At 49.4% G+C, this 19,635-nt stretch carries 7 protein-coding genes and 1 riboswitch; all 7 genes read left to right on the forward strand.

Features of this window, described 5'->3' with window-relative positions:
* The first annotated feature begins 210 nt into the window (after positions 1–210).
* The 7 genes from MKZ04_RS19075 to licA all read left to right on the forward strand — a co-directional run bounded on the left by MKZ04_RS19075 (position 211) and on the right by licA (position 19,632).
* Positions 211–2,265, forward strand: a complete 2,055-nt coding sequence (locus tag MKZ04_RS19075; RefSeq protein ID WP_075212963.1) for a hydantoinase/oxoprolinase family protein — start codon at positions 211–213, stop codon at positions 2,263–2,265.
* A 2-nt stretch (positions 2,266–2,267) separates the two neighbouring features.
* Positions 2,268–4,262, forward strand: a complete 1,995-nt coding sequence (locus MKZ04_RS19080) for a hydantoinase B/oxoprolinase family protein (protein ID WP_103750327.1) — start codon at positions 2,268–2,270, stop codon at positions 4,260–4,262.
* Positions 4,259–5,347 (forward strand): ABC transporter substrate-binding protein, encoded by a 1,089-nt coding sequence (locus MKZ04_RS19085; protein WP_020450101.1) that lies wholly within the window; start codon positions 4,259–4,261, stop codon positions 5,345–5,347. The genes MKZ04_RS19080 and MKZ04_RS19085 overlap by 4 nt, the downstream gene beginning before the upstream one ends.
* Positions 5,348–5,356: 9 nt before the next feature.
* Positions 5,357–6,475: an ABC transporter ATP-binding protein gene (locus MKZ04_RS19090; protein ID WP_026580514.1), complete on the forward strand. Its 1,119-nt coding sequence runs from the start codon at positions 5,357–5,359 to the stop codon at positions 6,473–6,475.
* Positions 6,462–7,328 carry an ABC transporter permease gene (locus MKZ04_RS19095; RefSeq protein WP_025810784.1) on the forward strand — a complete coding sequence of 289 codons (867 nt, stop codon included), beginning with the start codon at positions 6,462–6,464 and terminating at the stop codon, positions 7,326–7,328. The genes MKZ04_RS19090 and MKZ04_RS19095 overlap by 14 nt, the downstream gene beginning before the upstream one ends.
* On the forward strand, positions 7,321–8,133 hold the full coding sequence (locus MKZ04_RS19100; protein ID WP_101561643.1) for an ABC transporter permease: 813 nt from the start codon (positions 7,321–7,323) through the stop codon (positions 8,131–8,133). Before MKZ04_RS19095 ends, MKZ04_RS19100 begins: the two co-directional genes overlap by 8 nt.
* 467 nt (positions 8,134–8,600) lie before the next feature.
* Positions 8,601–8,687, forward strand: a riboswitch (cyclic di-GMP riboswitch).
* 184 nt (positions 8,688–8,871) lie between these two features.
* The gene (licA, locus tag MKZ04_RS19105) at positions 8,872–19,632 is read left to right on the forward strand and encodes a lichenysin non-ribosomal peptide synthetase LicA (RefSeq protein ID WP_341046729.1); all 10,761 of its coding nucleotides are present in this window, start codon (positions 8,872–8,874) and stop codon (positions 19,630–19,632) included.
* Positions 19,633–19,635 lie beyond the last annotated feature (3 nt).

The following is a 19,635-nucleotide window of genomic DNA, read 5'->3' on the forward strand; positions in this document are numbered from 1 at the left end:
GTCGGACTGAAGAAAAGCAGACAACTAAAAATGTGAAATACTGTGAACAACACAATTGAAAATGTGATGATATGGTATCTTAAAATTAAATATTAAATAAAAAAGACTCGGAATATTGTAATTAAACATAATTGACTACTTTCTCATGCTTGATTAGTATAATAGTAAAATATTTTTAAAAAAGGATATTTTTAAAAGGGGGGATCGGGATTGAATGAAGAAGGTTACCGGCTTGGAATTGATATTGGAGGAACTTTTACCGATCTTACATTGTTAAACCAGGCGGACGGGAGCATGACCGCAGTTAAAACGCCGACCGTTCCCGAAGATCCGGCCCAAGGGATCATCAACGGTTTGGCTCTCTTGAAGACCCAGGGTGTTCACCCTTCAGAAATTCATCACTTCGTACACGGCATGACAATCGGTTTGAACACATTATTACAACGCAAAGGGGCTGATATTGCTTTATTCGTAACCGAAGGTTTCCGTGATATTCTTTCGCTTCAACGCCTCCGGCTTCCGATACCGTACGATTTTAGATCGAGAATGCCGGAGCCCCTTATTCCCCGGAAAAACGTGTTTCCCATTCAAGAAAGAATGCTTTATGACGGCTCTGAAAAGCTGCCGCTCCATAAGGAAGAGATCGATGAGGCGGTTGGACAAGTTTTAAGAAAAGGATTAAAAGGAATCGTTGTTTCTTTTTTGCACAGCTATCGGAATCCGCTTCATGAACGCCAGGCTGCAGAACGGATCAGACAAATAGCACCTGAGCTTGAGGTTGCAACGTCTGCGGAGCTTTGGCCGCAAATGAGGGAATACGAACGGACGGTTATGGCCGTCGCAAACCTATACATCAAACCGAATGTCCATCACTACTTTCGAACGCTGAAAGAGAGGCTCGCCCTGGAAGGAATTTCAGCGCAGCCGTTTATCACCCAGTCTAACGGAGGACTGATGGACATTGAATCGGCTGCCGAGGCACCTGTCAAAACGCTTTTTTCCGGACCGGCAGCAGGGGTCATCGGTGCCATCAGAACGGCGGAAACCGCCGGAGAGGCGAATATCATCACATTTGATGTCGGAGGAACTAGCGCGGATATTTCGATTGTTGAAGAAGGGGAGCCGACTTTTACACAGTCAAATCAAATCTCTGGATTTCCGATTACGATTCCGTCTGTAGCGATGTATTCGATCGGTGCTGGCGGAGGGTCGGTGGCATGGATTGACAGCGGCGGTCTCTTGAAAGTAGGACCGGAGTCAGTTGGATCTGATCCGGGGCCGGCTTGTTACGGAAAAGGAACAAAGGCCGCACTTACAGATGCGTTTCTTATATGTCATTATTTAAATCCAAACCGGTTTGCATCAGGAAATATGAAACTGTACCGGGAAAGATCCGAAAAAGCGCTCCTCCCGGTTGCCGAATATTTAGGCACAGATGTGGAGCAGGCCGCGGATCAGATGATTCAGGTTGCGCTTGCCAATATGTACACGGAACTAAGCAATGTTATGGAGCAAAACGGGTTTGACCCGCGTGAATTCAGCCTCATGGCCTTTGGAGGCGCAGGACCGGTCACTGCTAATTTTTTAGCTGAGGAAATTCAGGCCAAAAATGTGCTGATCCCGCCGCATCCGGGAACCTTGTCCGCTTTGGGCGCACTGACGGCGGATTTTATTTATGATGCTGTATGTTCAAGACAGGTGCTGCTTGAACAAATAAAAACGGCCGAGTTAAAAGCGGAGTTTGTAAGGCTGCAAGAGCAAGCGGAAACATGGCTGCGGAAACAGCAGGCGGAGATGCTGCCGGAAACCTCTCTTCTTTACTTGCTTGATGCCCGTTATAAAGGTCAGGCATACGAAATTGAGCTCCTTGTTTCACCGGAATGCCTGGAAGGCAAAAGCACGAGTGAAATCGCGGACTCCTTTCACCTCTTACATGAAAAGCAATATGGACACAGCGATGAGAAAGCAAGCATTGAGTTGATGAATATACGCGTCCGCATCATAGGCAAGACACCGAAGCCGCCAGGCGGAAAAGGAGGCCGAAGTGAGCTGCCCGAGGCTGAACCGGTCAGCCAAAGAAAGATCATCATTAAAGGCGGTACATATCAAACCGCTGTATACCAACGTTCAGATTTAAGGTGCGGTCAGAGAATAAATGGGCCGGCCATTGTTGAGCAAGATGATACAACGACGCTGATTTTGCCAAATTGGAGCGGAAAAACTGATCATGCCGGAAATTTGATCATTGAACGGAAGGAGAGCTGACCATGCGCACAGATCCTGCCCGGCTGGAAATGATGAGAAGCTACTTTAACGCGATAGCCGCGGGAATGGGACACGTTATTGAACGGACGTCCTTTACCACATTTGTAAAAGAGTCAGCTGATTTCGCTACTGCGCTTGCGACGCCGGAAGGGGAATTTTTCGTTTATCCGAAAACGGTCGGCGTCACGATTTTTTTAGGCCTTTCATTAAAACGGATCATCGAAGAAAGCGGCCCATTTGAACCGGGAGACATTATCCTCACAAATGATCCCTATACAACGGACGGATTGGCGACCCACTTGCCTGATATACATGTAGTGAAGCCGATTTTCATGGAGGGCGAGGTCATCAGTTACGCGTGGTGTTTTGTCCATTGCAGCGATGTCGGCGGCCTTGTTCCGGCAAGCATTTCGCCGACAGCGACAGACATCCATCAGGAAGGCCTGAGGATACCGCCGGTGAGAATTTACAAAGCGGGAAGAGAAAATCGCGATATATTGAATGTGCTGCGGGCAAACAGCAGGGTTCCCGACTTAAATGAAGGGGATATTCATGCGATGGTGGCCGCGGTCAATACGGCGGAGAACCGATTGACAGAGATGGTCGGCAAGTTTGGAAAAGAAGCGGTCCAACAAGGAATGGATGATTTGCTCGAACAAGCAGCGATGAGAGCCGGCCGGGTTATCAGCGGGATTCCGGAAGGCACATACAGTTTTTCAGACTATCTTGATGACGATATGATTTCTGACGTTCCGATCCGCTTGGCTGTTACGGCAAACGTCTCGGGAGGGGAAATCACATTGGACTTTTCAGACTGTGATCCCCAGGTGAAAACCGCATTTAACCTTGTCACTAATGGAAGCAAACATTCATTTCTATTTCAGGGCCTGATCAACTTTATCATAAGTGAAGACCCGTATATTCCGGTTAACGGGGGACTGACAAGGCCGATCAAAGTCATCGCTCCGAAAGGTACACTGGTTCATCCGGAATATCCAGCGGCCGTCGGAATTCGTCATTCGATTACGATGAGACTTTATAATGCCGTACTGGGCGCTTTGGCCAAGGCGCTTCCGAAAGCTTTGCCTGCAGCAGGCGCCGGTCAGTCAGCGATTGTCGTACTGTCGGTTCCCGGCGAATCAACGGGCGGCCGGAAGATGTCTGTGGTCGAACCGATGGGAGGCGGAGGAGGCGGCCAGCATGACATGGACGGAGCAGACGGTATTGACCATGCATCCGGATTTTTAAAAAATACGCCGATTGAAAGCCTTGAACAGCACATTGACATCCATGTCCGCCGCTATGAGCTGATTAAAGATACCGCCGGAGCCGGTTTTCACAGGGGCGGCCATGCAATCGGGCTGGAGTTTGAAGCGACGGCGCCAGAATCAATTGTGACCGCAAGAGGGATGGAGAGAATGCGATTTCATCCGTGGGGGCTCGCCGGGGGAACGGCAGGAGCGCTCGGACGGGTGCGTCTTTATCCGGAGCAGCCTCAGGAGAAAACGATTTCGAAGATCGACGTTCTAAAGCTCAACAAAGGGGATGTTATCAGCATTCATTCGCCTGGCGGCGGAGGCTGGGGAGATCCATACAGCCGGGAAGCTGAATCGATTTTGAGGGAAGTTGAATCGGGCTTGCTGAGCCCGGAAGCGGCATACCATCAATACGGCGTGGCTGTAAAAGAAAACGATGCAGGCTCATTCATTATTGATCTGGAAGAAACAGCTGAAATCAGAAAAAAGAAAGCAGGCGAACCTCGGAAACATTGGGATTTCGGGCTTGCTAGAGAAGAATACGAACGGTGCTGGACAGAGGAAGCCAGCAGCACATTGGCCCGGATTCTGCGACAGCTTCCGGCTCATCAAAGATCACATGTTAAACATCTAGTCCACCGTTATTTTTCAAAAGAACATAACGGTTCGATCAGCAAAGGCGATGTTGCGGCCGCTGTGGAAAAACTGGCTGGCAAAAATAACACGGGAATGGTGAGATGACAATGAAAAGTAAAATTTCTGCTTTATTTATTCTGTCTCTTGTAGCGGTGCTCCTTCTTTCGGGCTGCGGCGGAAAAGGTAGTCAGGAAAGCAAACAATCAGATACAGTCGTTATCGGCGTCTATGGAGGCGATTGGGAAAAACATATTAAGCCTAGCCTTGAATCTTTTGAAAAAGAAACAGGGCTGAAGGTCAAAGTCGTCGCAGGGACAGACTCTGAGTGGTTTACAAAGCTCAAAGCTGCAAATGGCAGAAATGCTCCGTATGATCTCTTAATCCTGCAGCCGGATACGATTCACAGGGCACAGTCGGCGGGATTACTGGCGCCGATTGATCAGGAAAAGGTTCCGAATGTCCGCGATCTGTATCATTCCGTTCAGAAACGCTTCACTGATGATGGAAAGCAGTATGCGGCCGGTTTCAGTATGGGGCAGCTCGGAATTGTCTACCGAAAGGACCTTGTACCGCAGGAGCCTAAACGCTGGACGGATCTTTGGAACAGCAGCTATAAAGGTCATGTGGCCATATCATCGCCGGCTTATTCGGCGGGACTTCAGTTTTTTGTAGGATTAATCAATGCCCAGGGCGGCCTGGAGTCAAATGGGAAAGACGTGGATAAAGCGTTCAACAGTTTGACGGATTTAAAGAACAACATAACAGCCTATCCCGATAATCCGGGCTCGATACAAACGCTTTTGGAACGCGGGGATGCATGGGTTGTCCCGTTTTGGGACGGACGCGCTTTTTCTTTGCAGGACGCCGGTCTTGACCTGGGATTTGCATATCCCGAGGAAGGTGCCGTCGCAGCAGTTGCAAGCTGGGCTTTGATGAAAGGAAGCCCTAATCAGGATAACGCATACAAGCTGTTAAATCACCTGCTCAGTCCAAAAGTGCAAGGAGATTTTGCCGATAGAACATTTTACGGCATGGCCAATAAAAAAGTGAAATACAGCGATAAATTAAAAGGAAAGATTAAAGTAGGGGAGGACTATTACAGGAATTTAAAATGGGTTGACTATGAAGTCGCGGCAAAAGATCTAGGCGATTGGACAAATCGCTGGAATCAAGTACTTGGCGGAAAATAGGTGACAAACATGAGCGCAATTCAGATTCAGCATGTCAGCCGGCATTTCGGAAACACCATCGCATTGGAAGACGTACAGCTTGAAGTCAAAGAAGGGGAATTTTTCTCTCTCCTCGGTCCGAGCGGCTGCGGAAAGTCAACGCTCCTTCATATCATTGCCGGGTTCCTTGAACCGACGTCAGGGTTTGTATATATAGGAGGAAGAGATGTAACTGATTTGCCGCCATACGACCGACATATTGGAATGGTTTTTCAGGATTATGCTTTATTCCCGCATCTCAGCGTATTTGACAATGTTGCATACGGATTGAAAGTTCGAAAATGGCCCCGCCGCAAGATTGAAGAACGGGTGATGGAAAGCCTCGCCCTTGTCAGGCTTGAAGCGTTTGCTAATCGCATGCCCCGTCAGCTGAGCGGGGGCCAGCAGCAGCGGGTGGCGATTGCCCGGGCATTGGCGATTCAGCCGTCTGTGCTATTGCTAGACGAGCCGCTGAGCAACTTGGATGCGAAACTTCGAAAAGAAATGCAGACGGAGCTGCGCAGCATCCAAAAGCGCGTCGGCATTACAACGATTTTAGTGACGCACGATCAGGAGGAGGCTTTAAGCTTATCAGACAGAATTGGAATCCTCGGCTGCGGCAGGCTTCAGCAGCTCGGCACTCCGTTGGACGTGTACCGCACGCCTGCTAATCAATTTGTCGCCGAATTTATCGGACAGGTCAATTTGCTGAAAGCGCGTGCGTCGGAGATACAGCCTTCATCAGGCGTTTATGGCTATGAAGCGGTCGATTTTGAAATATATGAAGGTGTTCCGCTGACTTTTGAAATCAGCCGGAATCTCTTAAAAAAATCCTCTGTATTGTTCATGGTGCGGCCCGAGAGAATCTCAGTCTCTTTCGAGAAGCAGAAGAACAGGCTGATTGAAATGCCTGCAACGATAACGGAAGTCAGTTATGCCGGGCATGCTCTCAGGCTGAAAGCCGCTGTTTTCAAAGGAGAATGGATCATTCAGGCGCCCGATCCTCAATTTCCAAGATTGCCGAAGGCGGGGGATCAAGTGTATCTTTCTTTGGATCCGGACGATTTTGTTCCGCTCGATGTAAAGGAGGATGCAGATGGGTGCTCTTGAACAAAAACGGTTTTATTGGGTTTTGCTTGTTCCCGTCCTTTTATTTCTCGGCGTTTTTCTCGTGTTGCCGCTTGTTCTGCTGCTGTTATTAAGTTTCAGAGACGTGGACGCTATGATGAATACGCTCGATACGTACAGTTTTTCTCAATATGTCGAAGTGTTCTCTTCGGACATTTATTTGAAAACAATCGGTATAACGCTTTGGACGGCGTTGAAGACCACTGTATTATGCCTTGTGATGGCGTATCCGGCAGCATATTTACTCGTTAAGGCGCCGACCGGCAGGCTGCGGGCTTTGTTTTATATATTGCTTGTTTCTCCTTTACTGACCAGTGTTGTCATTCGGACGTTTTCCTGGATTGTGCTGCTTTCGCAAAACGGGATCGTCAATGAGGCGCTTATCAGCTTGAAGCTGATTGAAAAGCCCCTGCCGCTTTTATGGAATATGAACGCCGTCATCATCGCATATGTCCAGGTTATGCTGCCGTTTGCTGTGCTGCCGCTTGCCGGTTCTTTAAGCGAAATGAAACCGGATCTTAAATTTGCTTCGATGAGCCTTGGAGCGGGGAGGCTTCGGACATTTTTTTTCGTGACCTTGCCAATGACGGTTCCAGGATTGCTGACAGGAGCAATGATCGTGTTTTCGCTTTCGGCCGGAAGCTATATTACGCCTCTTCTCGTCGGCGGAAGGATGCAGCCGCTGCTGCCGTTATCAATCTATCAGCAGGTCATGCAAGTCTTTCATCTTCCTCTTGCAGCAGCTATGTCGATTACTTTATTAGCCGTTGTCAGCGTGGTTATTGGAATCCTTGGCTTTTTCCAAAAGCGTTGGGAGGCGAGAATAAATGGGTAGACGATTGCGCCGTCTGTCTGGGGGAAAGTGGATTGATGTGTGCGTTTGGGCGGCGGGTTTATTGGTATACCTTTTTTTGGCGCTGCCTGTATTTGTGATTATACTGTCGGCTTTCAGCCCGGACGAATATCCGAAGTTCCCGCCATCCGGCGTCTCGCTGCGCTGGTTTGCCGGAGTTTTCAGCAGCAGCGGCTGGATGGAATCGATTTGGGTCAGCGGTATGCTGCTTCTCGTTGTAACGCCTCTTGCGGTGATCCTCGGAACAGTTGCAGCCTATGCATTGGCGCGGCTGAACTTTCCTGGAAAACAGGGGATTCAAGCTTTTATTTTATCGCCGTTGATGATTCCTCAAATCGCATTAGGCGTGTCATTTCTCTATTTATTGACAATGCTTGGGGTAAACGGCACATTTGCCGGGCTGGCTGCCGGGCATATGCTGATCAGCCTTCCGTATGTCTTACGGACGGTCGGGGTCAGCATGGCGAACGTGGATCCGAAGCTTGAACTGGCATCCATGAATCTCGGCGCAGGTCCATGGTATACCTTTTTTCATGTTACCTTGCCGCTCATTAAACCGGGAATCATTGCGGGAGCCGTTTTTGCCGCTGTGACGTCATTCGGGGAAGTATCAATCAGTCTGTTTGTTTCTTCACCTGCTGTCACGCCTGTACCGGTGCGCACGTTCAGCTATATTGACCAGACGTTTGATCCGAGTGTTAATGCGATTTCGGTTATTTTTATCACAGTTTCAGTGATCGCGCTGATCATCATCGAGCGGACGATCGGGCTTTCAAAAACCGTGTAGCAGGCGAAACTCAGCCTGCTTTTTTGTATGGAACACCGAAAGTATTTCAAGATACCGTTTAGGAGGAGACAGTTCAGTGATTTTCCGTTCTGCTTCAATGTTTTCGCAAGCTGTTTGTCTTTTCTCGTATCAGTTTAAACGGCTGGGTAAAAGAAACGTTTTATTTGAATGAACATTGTAAAAGAAAACGCCTAAGCCTTAACGGATTTTCATGATTTATTCATGAAGTTAAGGCTGTTTTTTTAATATTTTAATATATTCTTTATCTAGGATTTGGAATTTTTTGCGGAATTAAGCGGTTTTTTTCGTTTTCCCGCATATTTTTTTGTCGATTTCGGTATCACGCATTAACATTCATGGATAACATTCGGCATCCCGCATGAAACTTTTCACCTATTTTTCGGTGAAAAAAACAAAATTTTCATTTAAAGTGAACTGTGAGCAGAAAATGAATTTATATCAATAAAAGCAGATAAAGGCAAACCTGCGGAAACGCAGGGACGCAAAGCCATGGCCTAAGGTACTGACGGTGCTACGGTTGACAGGTTGCCGAATAAACAGGGAGTTCGCCCGTTTTTATTCGGGTGGACTCTTTTCTTTTTTATTTCCAAAATAATGTTTTATTGGAAATGACAAATCTGTGACAGCGTTTTTCGCTCATCGCAATACCGCAACATTGCATTGCGGCTTGGCTGTTCGCATCGTCATACATAGCAAAAGATAAAGGAGGAATAAAAAATGGGAAACACATGTTACCCGCTGACACATGCTCAAAGGAGAATTTGGTACACTGAAAAGTTCTATCCCGGCACAAGTGTTTCAAATTTGAGCGGTTTTGGAAAATTAAAATCTGCCTCCGGAATCGATTCCGGGTTATTGACTGAAGCCATTCGCCAGTTTGTCCGTACAAATGAAACCATGCGATTCAGACTGTTGTTTGAAGGAGGGGATGAGCCGAAGCAATATATAGCGGAAGACGAACCTTTCCGGATTGAATATTTCGACGCTTCAGAAATCGGAGGAGCGGACGGCGTTCTTAAATGGGGACAAGCTGAGGCGCGCCGACCCCTGCCTTTGTATGAAAGTCCGCTGTTTAAATTTGCCGTCGTTCGCATCAGTGAGGAAGAAAGCTGGTTTTTTGCAAAAGTTCATCATATGATTTCCGATGGTATTTCGATGACGATCTTGGGCAACCGCATTACAGACATTTATTTGAAGCTTGCTAAAGGGGAAACCGGCCTCGAACCTGTTCAGTCATCATTTACGGAACATATTCAGAGTGAGTTGGAGTATGAAAATTCGAAGCGGTTCCAGAAGGATAAAGCATATTGGAACGCACAATATGAAGAGATTCCGGAGCCCGTATCGTTAAAGGCGAGCGATACGTATCAGATCCAATTGAATGCAGCCCGCTTTTCAAAAGAGATTTCCCCTGTCCTGTATAAAAAAATTCAAACGTATTGTAAGGAACACAACATAAGTGTGCTCTCCCTGTTCTTATCCATTTTGCACATTTATATGCACCGGATAACCGGACAAAAAGACGTCGTTCTCGGAACTTTTATGGGTAACCGGACAAATGCAAAAGAAAAACAGATGCTCGGGATGTTCGTATCGACGATTCCAATGAAAGCCTCCATTGATGTACACCAGGACTTTAGTGCATTTGTGCAGGAAAGAATGAAAGATCAGCTTAAGATCATTCGGCATCAAAAGTATCCGTACAATCTGCTGATTAATGATTTGCGGGAAAGACAGCCGCATGTCAGCAAATTGTTCGCCGTCTCACTGGAATATCAAGTTATGCAATGGCAGAGGAAAGAAACGTTGTCATTTCTTACTGAGCCGATTTTCAGCGGCAGTGAAGTAAACGATATTTCCATTCACGTGAAAGAGAGATGGGATACCGGGACGCTTGCGATTGATTTTGATTACAGGGAGGAGCTTTTCACCTGTGAAGAAATGGCCGTTTTATATGAACGGCTGATGACGCTGCTTGAAGATGCCTTGTTGTTTCCGCAAAAAACAATCGCTGAACTGGAGATTGTTCCCGCATTTGAAAAAGAGCGGCTGTTAAAGCGTGCATCAAGCCAAACCATCGCATATGACAAGAACATGACCCTGCACGGTTTATTCGAACAAAAAGCAGCCGATCATCCCGAAAAAACCGCCGTTGTATATGAAGGACAAAAACTTTCGTACCGTGAGCTGAATGAACAATCGAATCGTCTGGCAAGGGCGCTTCGAAGAAGAGGTATCGGGCCTGACGCTCCGGCTGCGATAGTGATGGAGCGGTCAGAGCGGGTTATTACGGCGATGCTGGGCGTTTTGAAAGCCGGCGGAGCTTATGTACCGATCGATCCCGGATTTCCGGAAGAAAGAATTCGCTTTATGCTGGAGGATTCAAAGGTCAAAGCGGTTATCACAGACAGCGGTCTGACTTTTGAAACGGCCGAAACTGTGCGGTTCAGCGAAGCGCTTTCTGAATCGCTGGAAAACGGTCATCCGTCTTCAGAGGCAGGCGCCGGGCACCTTGCATATATCATTTATACTTCCGGGACAACGGGCCGTCCAAAAGGCGTCATGATTGAACACAGGCAGGTCCACCACCTTGTAAGAGGGCTTCAGCAGGCCGTTGGTGCATATGATCAGGATGATTTGAAGCTGGCACTTCTGGCTCCGTTTCATTTTGACGCTTCCGTTCAGCAGATTTTTACGTCTCTATTGCTTGGCCAAACGTTGTACATCGTACCGAAAAAGACGGTTTCCGACGGACGCGCTTTATCGGATTATTACCGCCGCCATCAAATCGATGTGACAGACGGTACGCCGGCTCATTTGCAGCTTTTGTCTGCTGCCGATGATCTTTCAGGTGTCAAACTGAGGCATATGCTTGTTGGAGGAGAGGCATTATCAAGGGTCGCAACGGAAAGGCTGCTTCAATTATTTGCAGAAACAGCTGAATCCGTGCCTGATGTAACGAATGTTTACGGCCCGACTGAAACTTGTGTGGATGCTTCTTCTTTTACGATGACAAACCACGCAGATCTTCAAGGCGATACGGCCTATGTCCCGATCGGCAGACCGATTGGAAACAACCGTTTTTATATTTTGGATGAAAACGGTGCACTCCTTCCTGATGGTGTCGAAGGGGAATTGTATATTGCAGGAGACGGAGTCGGCCGAGGCTATTTGAACTTACCTGACATGACCGCAGACAAGTTCTTGGAAGACCCGTTTGTCCCCGGAGGTTTCATGTATCGAACAGGGGATGCAGTACGTTGGCTTCCTGACGGTACGGTTGATTTCATCGGCCGAAAAGACGATCAAGTGAAAATCCGCGGCTACCGGATCGAGCTTGGCGAGATAGAGTCGGTGCTGCAAGGAGCCCCTGCTGTCGGAAAAGCAGTTGTCCTCGCGCGGCCCGAAACCGGCGGCAGCCTTGAGGTTTGCGCTTATGTCGTGCCAAAACAAAGGGGGGAAATTCACCTTCAGGGGCTGAGGGAGCATTTATCCAAGCATCTGCCTGACTATATGATACCTTCCCACTTTGTCGAGCTTGATGAAATACCGCTGACGGGAAGCGGCAAAGTCGACCGGAAAGCGCTGCTTCGCCATGAAGTCTCTGTCAGCGGGACTGCAGAGTATGCGGCACCGAGAAATGAATATGAAGAAAAAATGGTGGGTATATGGCAGGAAGTGCTCGGAACTGAACAAGTCGGAATCCACGACCAGTTTTTTGAACTGGGCGGCCATTCTCTCAAAGCGATGGCCATGCTGGCAAAAATTCATAAAGCTTTCGGTGTCGAGGTTCCGTTGCAAGTCCTGTTCGAAAAACCGACAGTGGCGGCATTAAGCGGCTTTGTTTCTGAAGCGGAGAAAGACGGATTCACGGTTATTGAACCTGCGCCGGAAAGTGACGATTATCCTCTCTCATTGGCGCAGCAGCGAATTTATATCGTCAGCCAGCTGGAGGATGCCGGAGTCGGCTACAATATGCCGGCCGCGGCGATGCTTGAGGGCACCCTTGATGTTCAGCGCCTTGAAGCTGCTTTTCAAAAACTGATTGATAGGCATGAGGCGCTGCGCACTTCGTTTACAGTTGTCGATGGCGAGCCGAGACAGAACATTCATCAAAGGGTTCAGTTCAAGATTGAGAAGGTTAAAGCAGATGGGAAGCCGATCGAACAAATGGCGAAATCTTTTGTCCGCCGCTTTGATCTCGCCAAAGCTCCGCTGATGAGAGCAGTTCTCGTCCGTCTCGCAGACGGCAGACATGTGCTGTTGTTCGATATGCATCATCTTGTGTCTGACGGCGTATCGATTTCGATCATATTGAATGAGCTGGCCGCACTGTATAAAGGGGAAGAACTGCCGGAGCCGAATTTGCATTACAAAGATTATGCTTTCTGGCAAAGGACGCAGGCACAAAAAGGTTTTCAAAAAGAAGAGGCTTATTGGCAAAGCGTGTTCGCCGGCGAGCTTCCCGTACTGCAGCTGATAACGGATGAGCCGAGGCCGTCTGTTCAAAGCTTTGAAGGAGACAGGGTATCCGCAGTCCTGCCAAAAGACATGAAAGAAAAATTAGCCGTGCTGGCAGAGCAAAACGGCGCGACATTGTATATGGTCATGCTGGCCGCATACAACATGCTGCTAGCAAAGTACTCCGGGCAGGAAGATGTGATCGTCGGAACGCCGGCGGCCGGCCGCAGACATTCCGATCTGGAAGGAATCATCGGCATGTTTGTCAATACGCTGGCGATCCGTTCAAAAGTGGAGTCGGGCAGAACGTTCAGAGACTTCCTGCATGATGTAAAGAAAACGGTAATCGACGCTTTTGAGCATCAGGAATATCCGTTTGAGCGGCTTGCGGAAAAGGTTGGTGCATCGCGCGATTTAAGCCGTCATCCCGTCTTTGACACGATGTTTATTTTGCAAAATGCATGGGAAGACATTCCGATGCTCGGCGATTTGCACCTCTCGATTTATGAAACGAACTTCAATATTGCAAAGTTCGACCTAACGCTGCAGGCGAAAGAAGAGCAGGGAGAATTGATTCTCGATTTGGATTACAGTACGAAGCTGTTTAAAAAAGATACGGCAGAAAGGATGCTGAAAGCATATTTGCACCTTCTGGAGGGCATGACGGCTGATCCGCTGCGCAGAATCGGCGAGTACAGCCTTTTGACAGAAGAGGAAACGAATCGTCAGCTCGTCGCGTTCAACCCCGCGGCAAGCGATTATCCGCGGGAGAAAACGATCGTTCAGCTATTTGAGGAACAGGCGGCGGAAAGAGGCGGACATCCCGCCCTGCAATTTGAAGACAAAGTATGGTCATACGGTGAGCTCAATCGGAAAGCGAACCAATTGGCGAGGCGCCTCCGCGAAAGAGGTGTGCAGCCCGGCACGACGGCAGCCATTCTCACCGCCAGGTCGGCTGAAATGGTCATCGGCATTCTCGCTGTGCTGAAAGCTGGCGCTGCTTATGTGCCGATCGATCCGGACCATCCTGAAAAACGTGTGCAACATTTCTTCGAGGACAGCGGAGCGGCGGTTCTTTTAACGCAAAAGGCGATGAAGCCGCTCGCTGAGGCGGCTGAATTTGGCGGCGACATTCTATTTCTTGAGGATGAACACCTTTATCTGGGAGATGCGTCTGATTTGCGCCTTCCGATTTCACCGGAAGCAATGGCCAATCTAACGTATACATCCGGAACGACTGGGACGCCTAAGGGCAATATGGTTTCTCACCGGAATATATTGCGTACGGTAAAAAACACAAATTACTTGAATGTGATGACATCCGATATCGTTCTTTCCATTTCAAATTACGTGTTTGATGCCTTTATGTTTGATGTGTTCGGTTCATTGCTGAACGGCGCCAAGCTGGTGATAGCTCCAAAAGACACGATTCTTGATATGAGCCGGCTCGCACATGTACTTGAAAAAGAAAAGGTTACCGTCTTAATGATCACGACCGCATTATTCAATCTGCTGACAGACATGCGGCCGGACAGTTTGAAGGGACTCCGCAGGGTTCTGTTCGGCGGCGAACGTGCATCTGTCGATCATGTCAGAAGAGCTCTGAACACAGTTGGCAAAGGACGGCTGCTTCATATGTACGGCCCGTCTGAGAGCACTGTCTTTACAACCTATTATCCAGTCAACGAAGTGCCGGACGATGCCCAGGCTATACCGATCGGAAAGCCTGTCAGCAATACGGAGGTTCTGATTCTTGATTCATTCGGCAATGTACAGCCGGCAGGGGTTGCGGGAGAATTGTGCGTCGGCGGAGACGGCCTTGTCCGCGGCTATTTTAACCGCCCGGAACTGACGGCTGAAAAGTTTACGGAACATCCGTTCAAAACCGGTGAGAAGATTTACCGGACGGGCGATATGGCGAGATGGCTTGCCGACGACGGATGTCTCGAATTTATCGGACGGATTGATCATCAGGTCAAAATTCGCGGACAGAGGATCGAGCTGGGCGAAATCGAGCACCATCTCCTCACACATGAAATGGTACAGGAAGCCGCTGTTCTTGCTGTTGACACCGGGAAGAGAGATCAAATGATCTGTGCTTACTTTACGGCCGATCAGGAGCTTTCTAGTGAAGAGCTTCGCCGATATGCGGCAGAAGGTCTGCCGGGCTACATGATCCCGTCCGTGTTTATGCAGCTGCAGGAGCTTCCGCTCACAGGCAATGGAAAGGTCGACAGAAGGGCGCTGCCTGAGCCGGATGTCACGCAGGCCGCGCAAAAGGAATATACGGCGCCAAGGAGCCGAACAGAAGCACAGCTTGCCGATCTTTGGCAGGAGGTGCTCAATGTACCGAAAATCGGTGTGCATGACAATTTCTTTGAACTTGGCGGACACTCTTTAATCGGAATGACGCTCATTGCCCGTATCCAGCAAGAGATGAATGTTGATCTGCAGCTGAAAGATTTGTTCCAGGCGCCGACAATCGAAACCCTGGCGCAGGCTGCGGAAAAAACTGAGAAAAAATCAGCCGTTTATATTGAAGCGGCGCCGGATCAGGAAACGTACCCCGTATCTTCGGCGCAAAAACGGCTGTACGTCCTACAGCAGATCGAAGGCGCTGAGAAAAGCTATCACATGCCGGCCGTTCTCCAGCTTGAAGGGAAGCTTGATTTGAAGCGCCTCGAGTCTGCCGCGCAAATGCTGATCAAGCGCCATGAAGCATTCCGCACGACATTTGAAATCAAGGGCGGCGAACCTGTTCAGCGGATTTGGGAAGCTGCGGAATTGACCATTGATGTCATCGATGCAGATGAACAGGAAGTGGAAAAGCTGATTAAAGAATTCATCAGGCCGTTTGATTTAACAAAAGCCCCGTTATTTAGAATGAGCATCATACGTTTCACGGGAGAAAAACATCTTTTGCTTGTGGATATGCATCATATCATTTCAGACGGCGCTTCTGTCAGCGTCCTGATCGATGAAATGACAAAGCTTTATGCGGGAGAGGCGCTTGAACCGCTGAGGATTCAGTATAAAGACTTTTCTGTATGGCAGCAGCATCTGCTGACAGAACGGCACAAAGTGCAGGAGGAATACTGGCTCAAGGAGCTGGCCGGTGAGCTGCCTGTTTTGACGCTTCCGGCAGACTATCCGCGTCCTTCTATTCAAACGTTTGAAGGAAGCCGTCTCAGCTTTGCGCTGAAACCGGAGCTTGTCCAGCAGCTGAGAAAACTGGCCAAGGAAACGGACAGCACTTTATACATGGTGCTCGCTGCCTCATACAGCGCGCTTTTATCCAAACTGAGCGGACAGAGCGAGGTCATTGTCGGCTCTCCGGCTGCCGGGCGGCCGCATACTGATTTGAGCCGGATCATCGGCATGTTTGTCAATACGCTTGCAATAAGAACGCGTCCTGAAGGAGACAAGCCGTTTTCTGCATTCCTTGAGGAAGTGAAAGAAACGACGCTCGGCGCGTTTGAGCATCAAGATTACCCGTTTGAAGAACTCATCGAGAAGCTGAACATCCAGCGCGACATGAGCCGAAACCCATTGTTTGATGCCGTCTTTTCAATGCGAAATGCCGATTTGAAGGACTTGTCAATGGAAGAGATCACACTCAAGCCGTATGATTTTGCCCATCAGACCGCGAAGTTTGACCTGACGCTGACAGCGGCGGAAGAGGACGGACTTCTCGTTTTTGAAATGGAATACAATACAGCTCTCTTTAAGCATGAATCGATCGAGCGCTGGCGCGGGTACTGGGTCAATCTGCTCGAAGCGGTTGCCGAAAACCCGGATGCCCGCCTTTCAGAGCTTTCGCTTCTGGATGAAGCGGAAAAACGGCGGATCGTTCAAAATTGGAATGAGACGAAGCTTGATGTGCCGGAGGACAAAACGGTCCATGAGCTGTTCGAAGCGCAAGCCCTCCGCACGCCTGACCATGGGGCAGCGGTGTACAACGGCGTGAAGTGGACGTACAAAGAGCTGAACGCGCGCGCGAACCGTCTGGCTCGGCTGCTGATCGAAAAAGGGGTCCGCCCTGAACAGCGGATCGGGATCATGGTCAAGCCTTCGCTTGAAATGGCCGCCGGCGTGATCGCGATTTTGAAAGCAGGAGCGGCCTATGTGCCGATCGATCCTAGCTATCCGGCCGAGCGGATCGGATACGTGCTGAAAGACAGCGGCGCAGAGCTGCTTTTGACGCAAAGCGGATTAACGGTGCCGGACACATTTACCGGAGACGTGATCGATTTAAATGGAGAAGGCTCCATTCTGGACGGCGAGCTTTATCCAGAGGATGACATGAATCCAAACGCGCAAGCTCAGTCTGACAACCTGGCCTACTTGATCTACACATCGGGCACGACCGGCCAGCCGAAAGGCGTCATGGTCGAACATCGGTCGCTCGTGAATTTGTGTTATTGGCATAATGACGCCTTTAAGGTCACCGAACAGGACAAAAGCGCGAAATATGCCGGCTTCGGCTTTGACGCTTCCGTTTGGGAGATGTTCCCGTATTGGATCGCCGGAGCGGAGCTTCACATCATTGATGAAGCGATCCGGATGGATATTACGCGCTTAAATCAATACTTTGAAGAGAACAAAATAACGATCACGTTCCTGCCGACACAGTTGTGCGAACAGTTCATGGAGCTGGATAACCAGTCGCTCCGCGTGCTGCTTACGGGCGGAGACAAGCTGAAACGGATCGCAAAACGCTCCTACACGCTCGTCAACAACTATGGACCGACGGAAAACACGGTCGTCGCGACGAGCACGGCGATTGATCCTGATGAAGGAATGCTTTCAATCGGAAAGCCGATCGCCAATACGCGGGCGTATGTGCTAGGACAAAACAACGAAGTCCAGCCCGTCGGTGTCGCGGGTGAGCTGTGCATCGCCGGCCGCGGGCTTGCGCGCGGCTATCTGAACAAGCCAGAGGAAACGGCGAAGCGTTTTACGGAAGACCCGTTTGTGCCGGGCGAGCGCATGTACCGGACGGGGGACGCGGTCAAATGGCTGGAAGACGGACGGCTTGAGTACATCGGCCGAATCGACCAGCAGGTGAAAATCCGCGGCTTCCGGATCGAACTTTCTGAAATCGAAGTCCAGCTCGCGCGGCTCTCCGAAGTGCAGGAAGCCGTCGTCACCGACATCGAAGACGCCTACGGCAATAAAGCGCTGTGCAGCTATGTCGTTGCGAATGAACAGCTTGATACAGAAAGTCTCGCCTGGAAGCTGGCACAGACGCTCCCGGACTATATGGTACCGTCATTCTGGGTGCAGCTTGATGAGCTTCCGGTTACGGCGAACGGAAAAGTCGACCGAAGGGCGCTGCCTCAGCCTGACGTCGAAGCGCAGACAGCCGAATACAAAGCGCCGCCTACAGAAACGGAACAGCTGTTGGCGGACATTTGGCAGGAGGTTCTCGGTATAGACCGAATCGGGATCACAGACAATTTCTTCGCGCTCGGCGGGGACTCGATCAAAGGAATTCAAATGGCAAGCCGGCTTCAGCAGCACGGATGGAAGCTGGAGATGAAGGACTTGTTTCAGCACCCGACGATCGGAGAGCTGAGTGCTTATGTTCAAGCGGCTGACGATCAGCCGATCGATCAGAACCCTGTCGAAGGCGAAGTCACATTGACGCCGATTCAGCGCTGGTTCTTCGAACGCAAATTTACGAACGAGCATCACTGGAATCAGTCGGTCATGCTTCACGCTTTAACGGGATTCGACCCGGAAACGGCAGGCAAGGCTTTAAGCAAGCTGATCGAACATCATGACGCACTTCGCATGGTTTATCAACGAAATGGAGACGGGATTGTTCAGTACAACAGAGGGCTGGAAGAAACAGCGGTTCGCCCTGAAGTCATCCGCTTCAATGAATCGGGCGCTGAACTTGAAGCTGCCGTGTTGAAGGCATCAAACCGGATTCAAAGCAGTATCGATTTAACCGAAGGCCCGCTTTTGAAAGCGGCGATCTTTAAAACGGATCAAGGCGATCATCTTCTCATAGTTATTCATCATCTCGTTGTGGACGGAATCTCATGGAGAATCCTCCTTGAGGATTTCGCCGCCGGGTACGCCCAGGCTGAAAAAGGGGAGCCGATTATTCTTCAAGACAAGACGCACTCTTTTGCTGAATATGCGGCTCGCCTGGAAGAATATGCAGGGTCAAAAGCTTTCGCAAAAGAAATCGGCTATTGGCAGGAAATCGAACAGGCGGAGACGGCAGCGCTCCCGAAAGACGATGAAGCAGAGGACAAGCGGATGCGCCATACGAAAACGGCTGAGTTTTCCCTCTCAAAAGAAGAAACGGAACAGTTGATGACAAAAGTTCATGAAGCATATAACACGGAAATGAACGACATTTTGCTTACGGCGTTGGGCTTGGCGCTGAAAGAGTGGACGGGGCAGGAAGACTTTATCATCTGCTTAGAGGGACACGGCCGGGAGGACATCATAGACGGCTTGAATATTTCCCGGACGGTCGGCTGGTTTACAAGCCAGTTCCCGGCGCTGATTCAAATGCGCCATTCAGGGGATATCGGCTATCAAATCAAACAGATCAAAGAAGAATTGCGCCACATTCCGAATAAAGGAATCGGCTATGGCATTTATCGTTATTTGACCGAAGAAGGCAAAAAGGCGAAGCCGATCAAGCATGATATCAGCTTCAACTATTTGGGCCAGTTTACAGAGATGGCGGATTCGGGTCTGTTCACGAGATCAACTTTGCCATCCGGCGATCCGCTCAGCCCGGAAACGGAAAAACCGAATGCGCTGGACATCGTCGGCTATATCGAAGACGGCATTTTGACAATGTCAATCGCTTATCATTCACTCGAATATAAAGAAAGCACCGTCGCCGCTGTCGCCGCAAGCTTTAAAACTTATTTGCTGCAATTGATCGATCATTGCTTAGAGCGGGATGGGGGCGAACTGACCCCGAGCGATCTTGGAGATGACGAACTCACGCTTGAAGAATTAGATAAATTGATGGAGATTTTCTAACAA

Source organism: Bacillus sp. FSL W7-1354, from assembly GCF_038002405.1.
GTDB classification, from domain to species: Bacteria; Bacillota; Bacilli; order Bacillales; family Bacillaceae; genus Bacillus; species Bacillus paralicheniformis.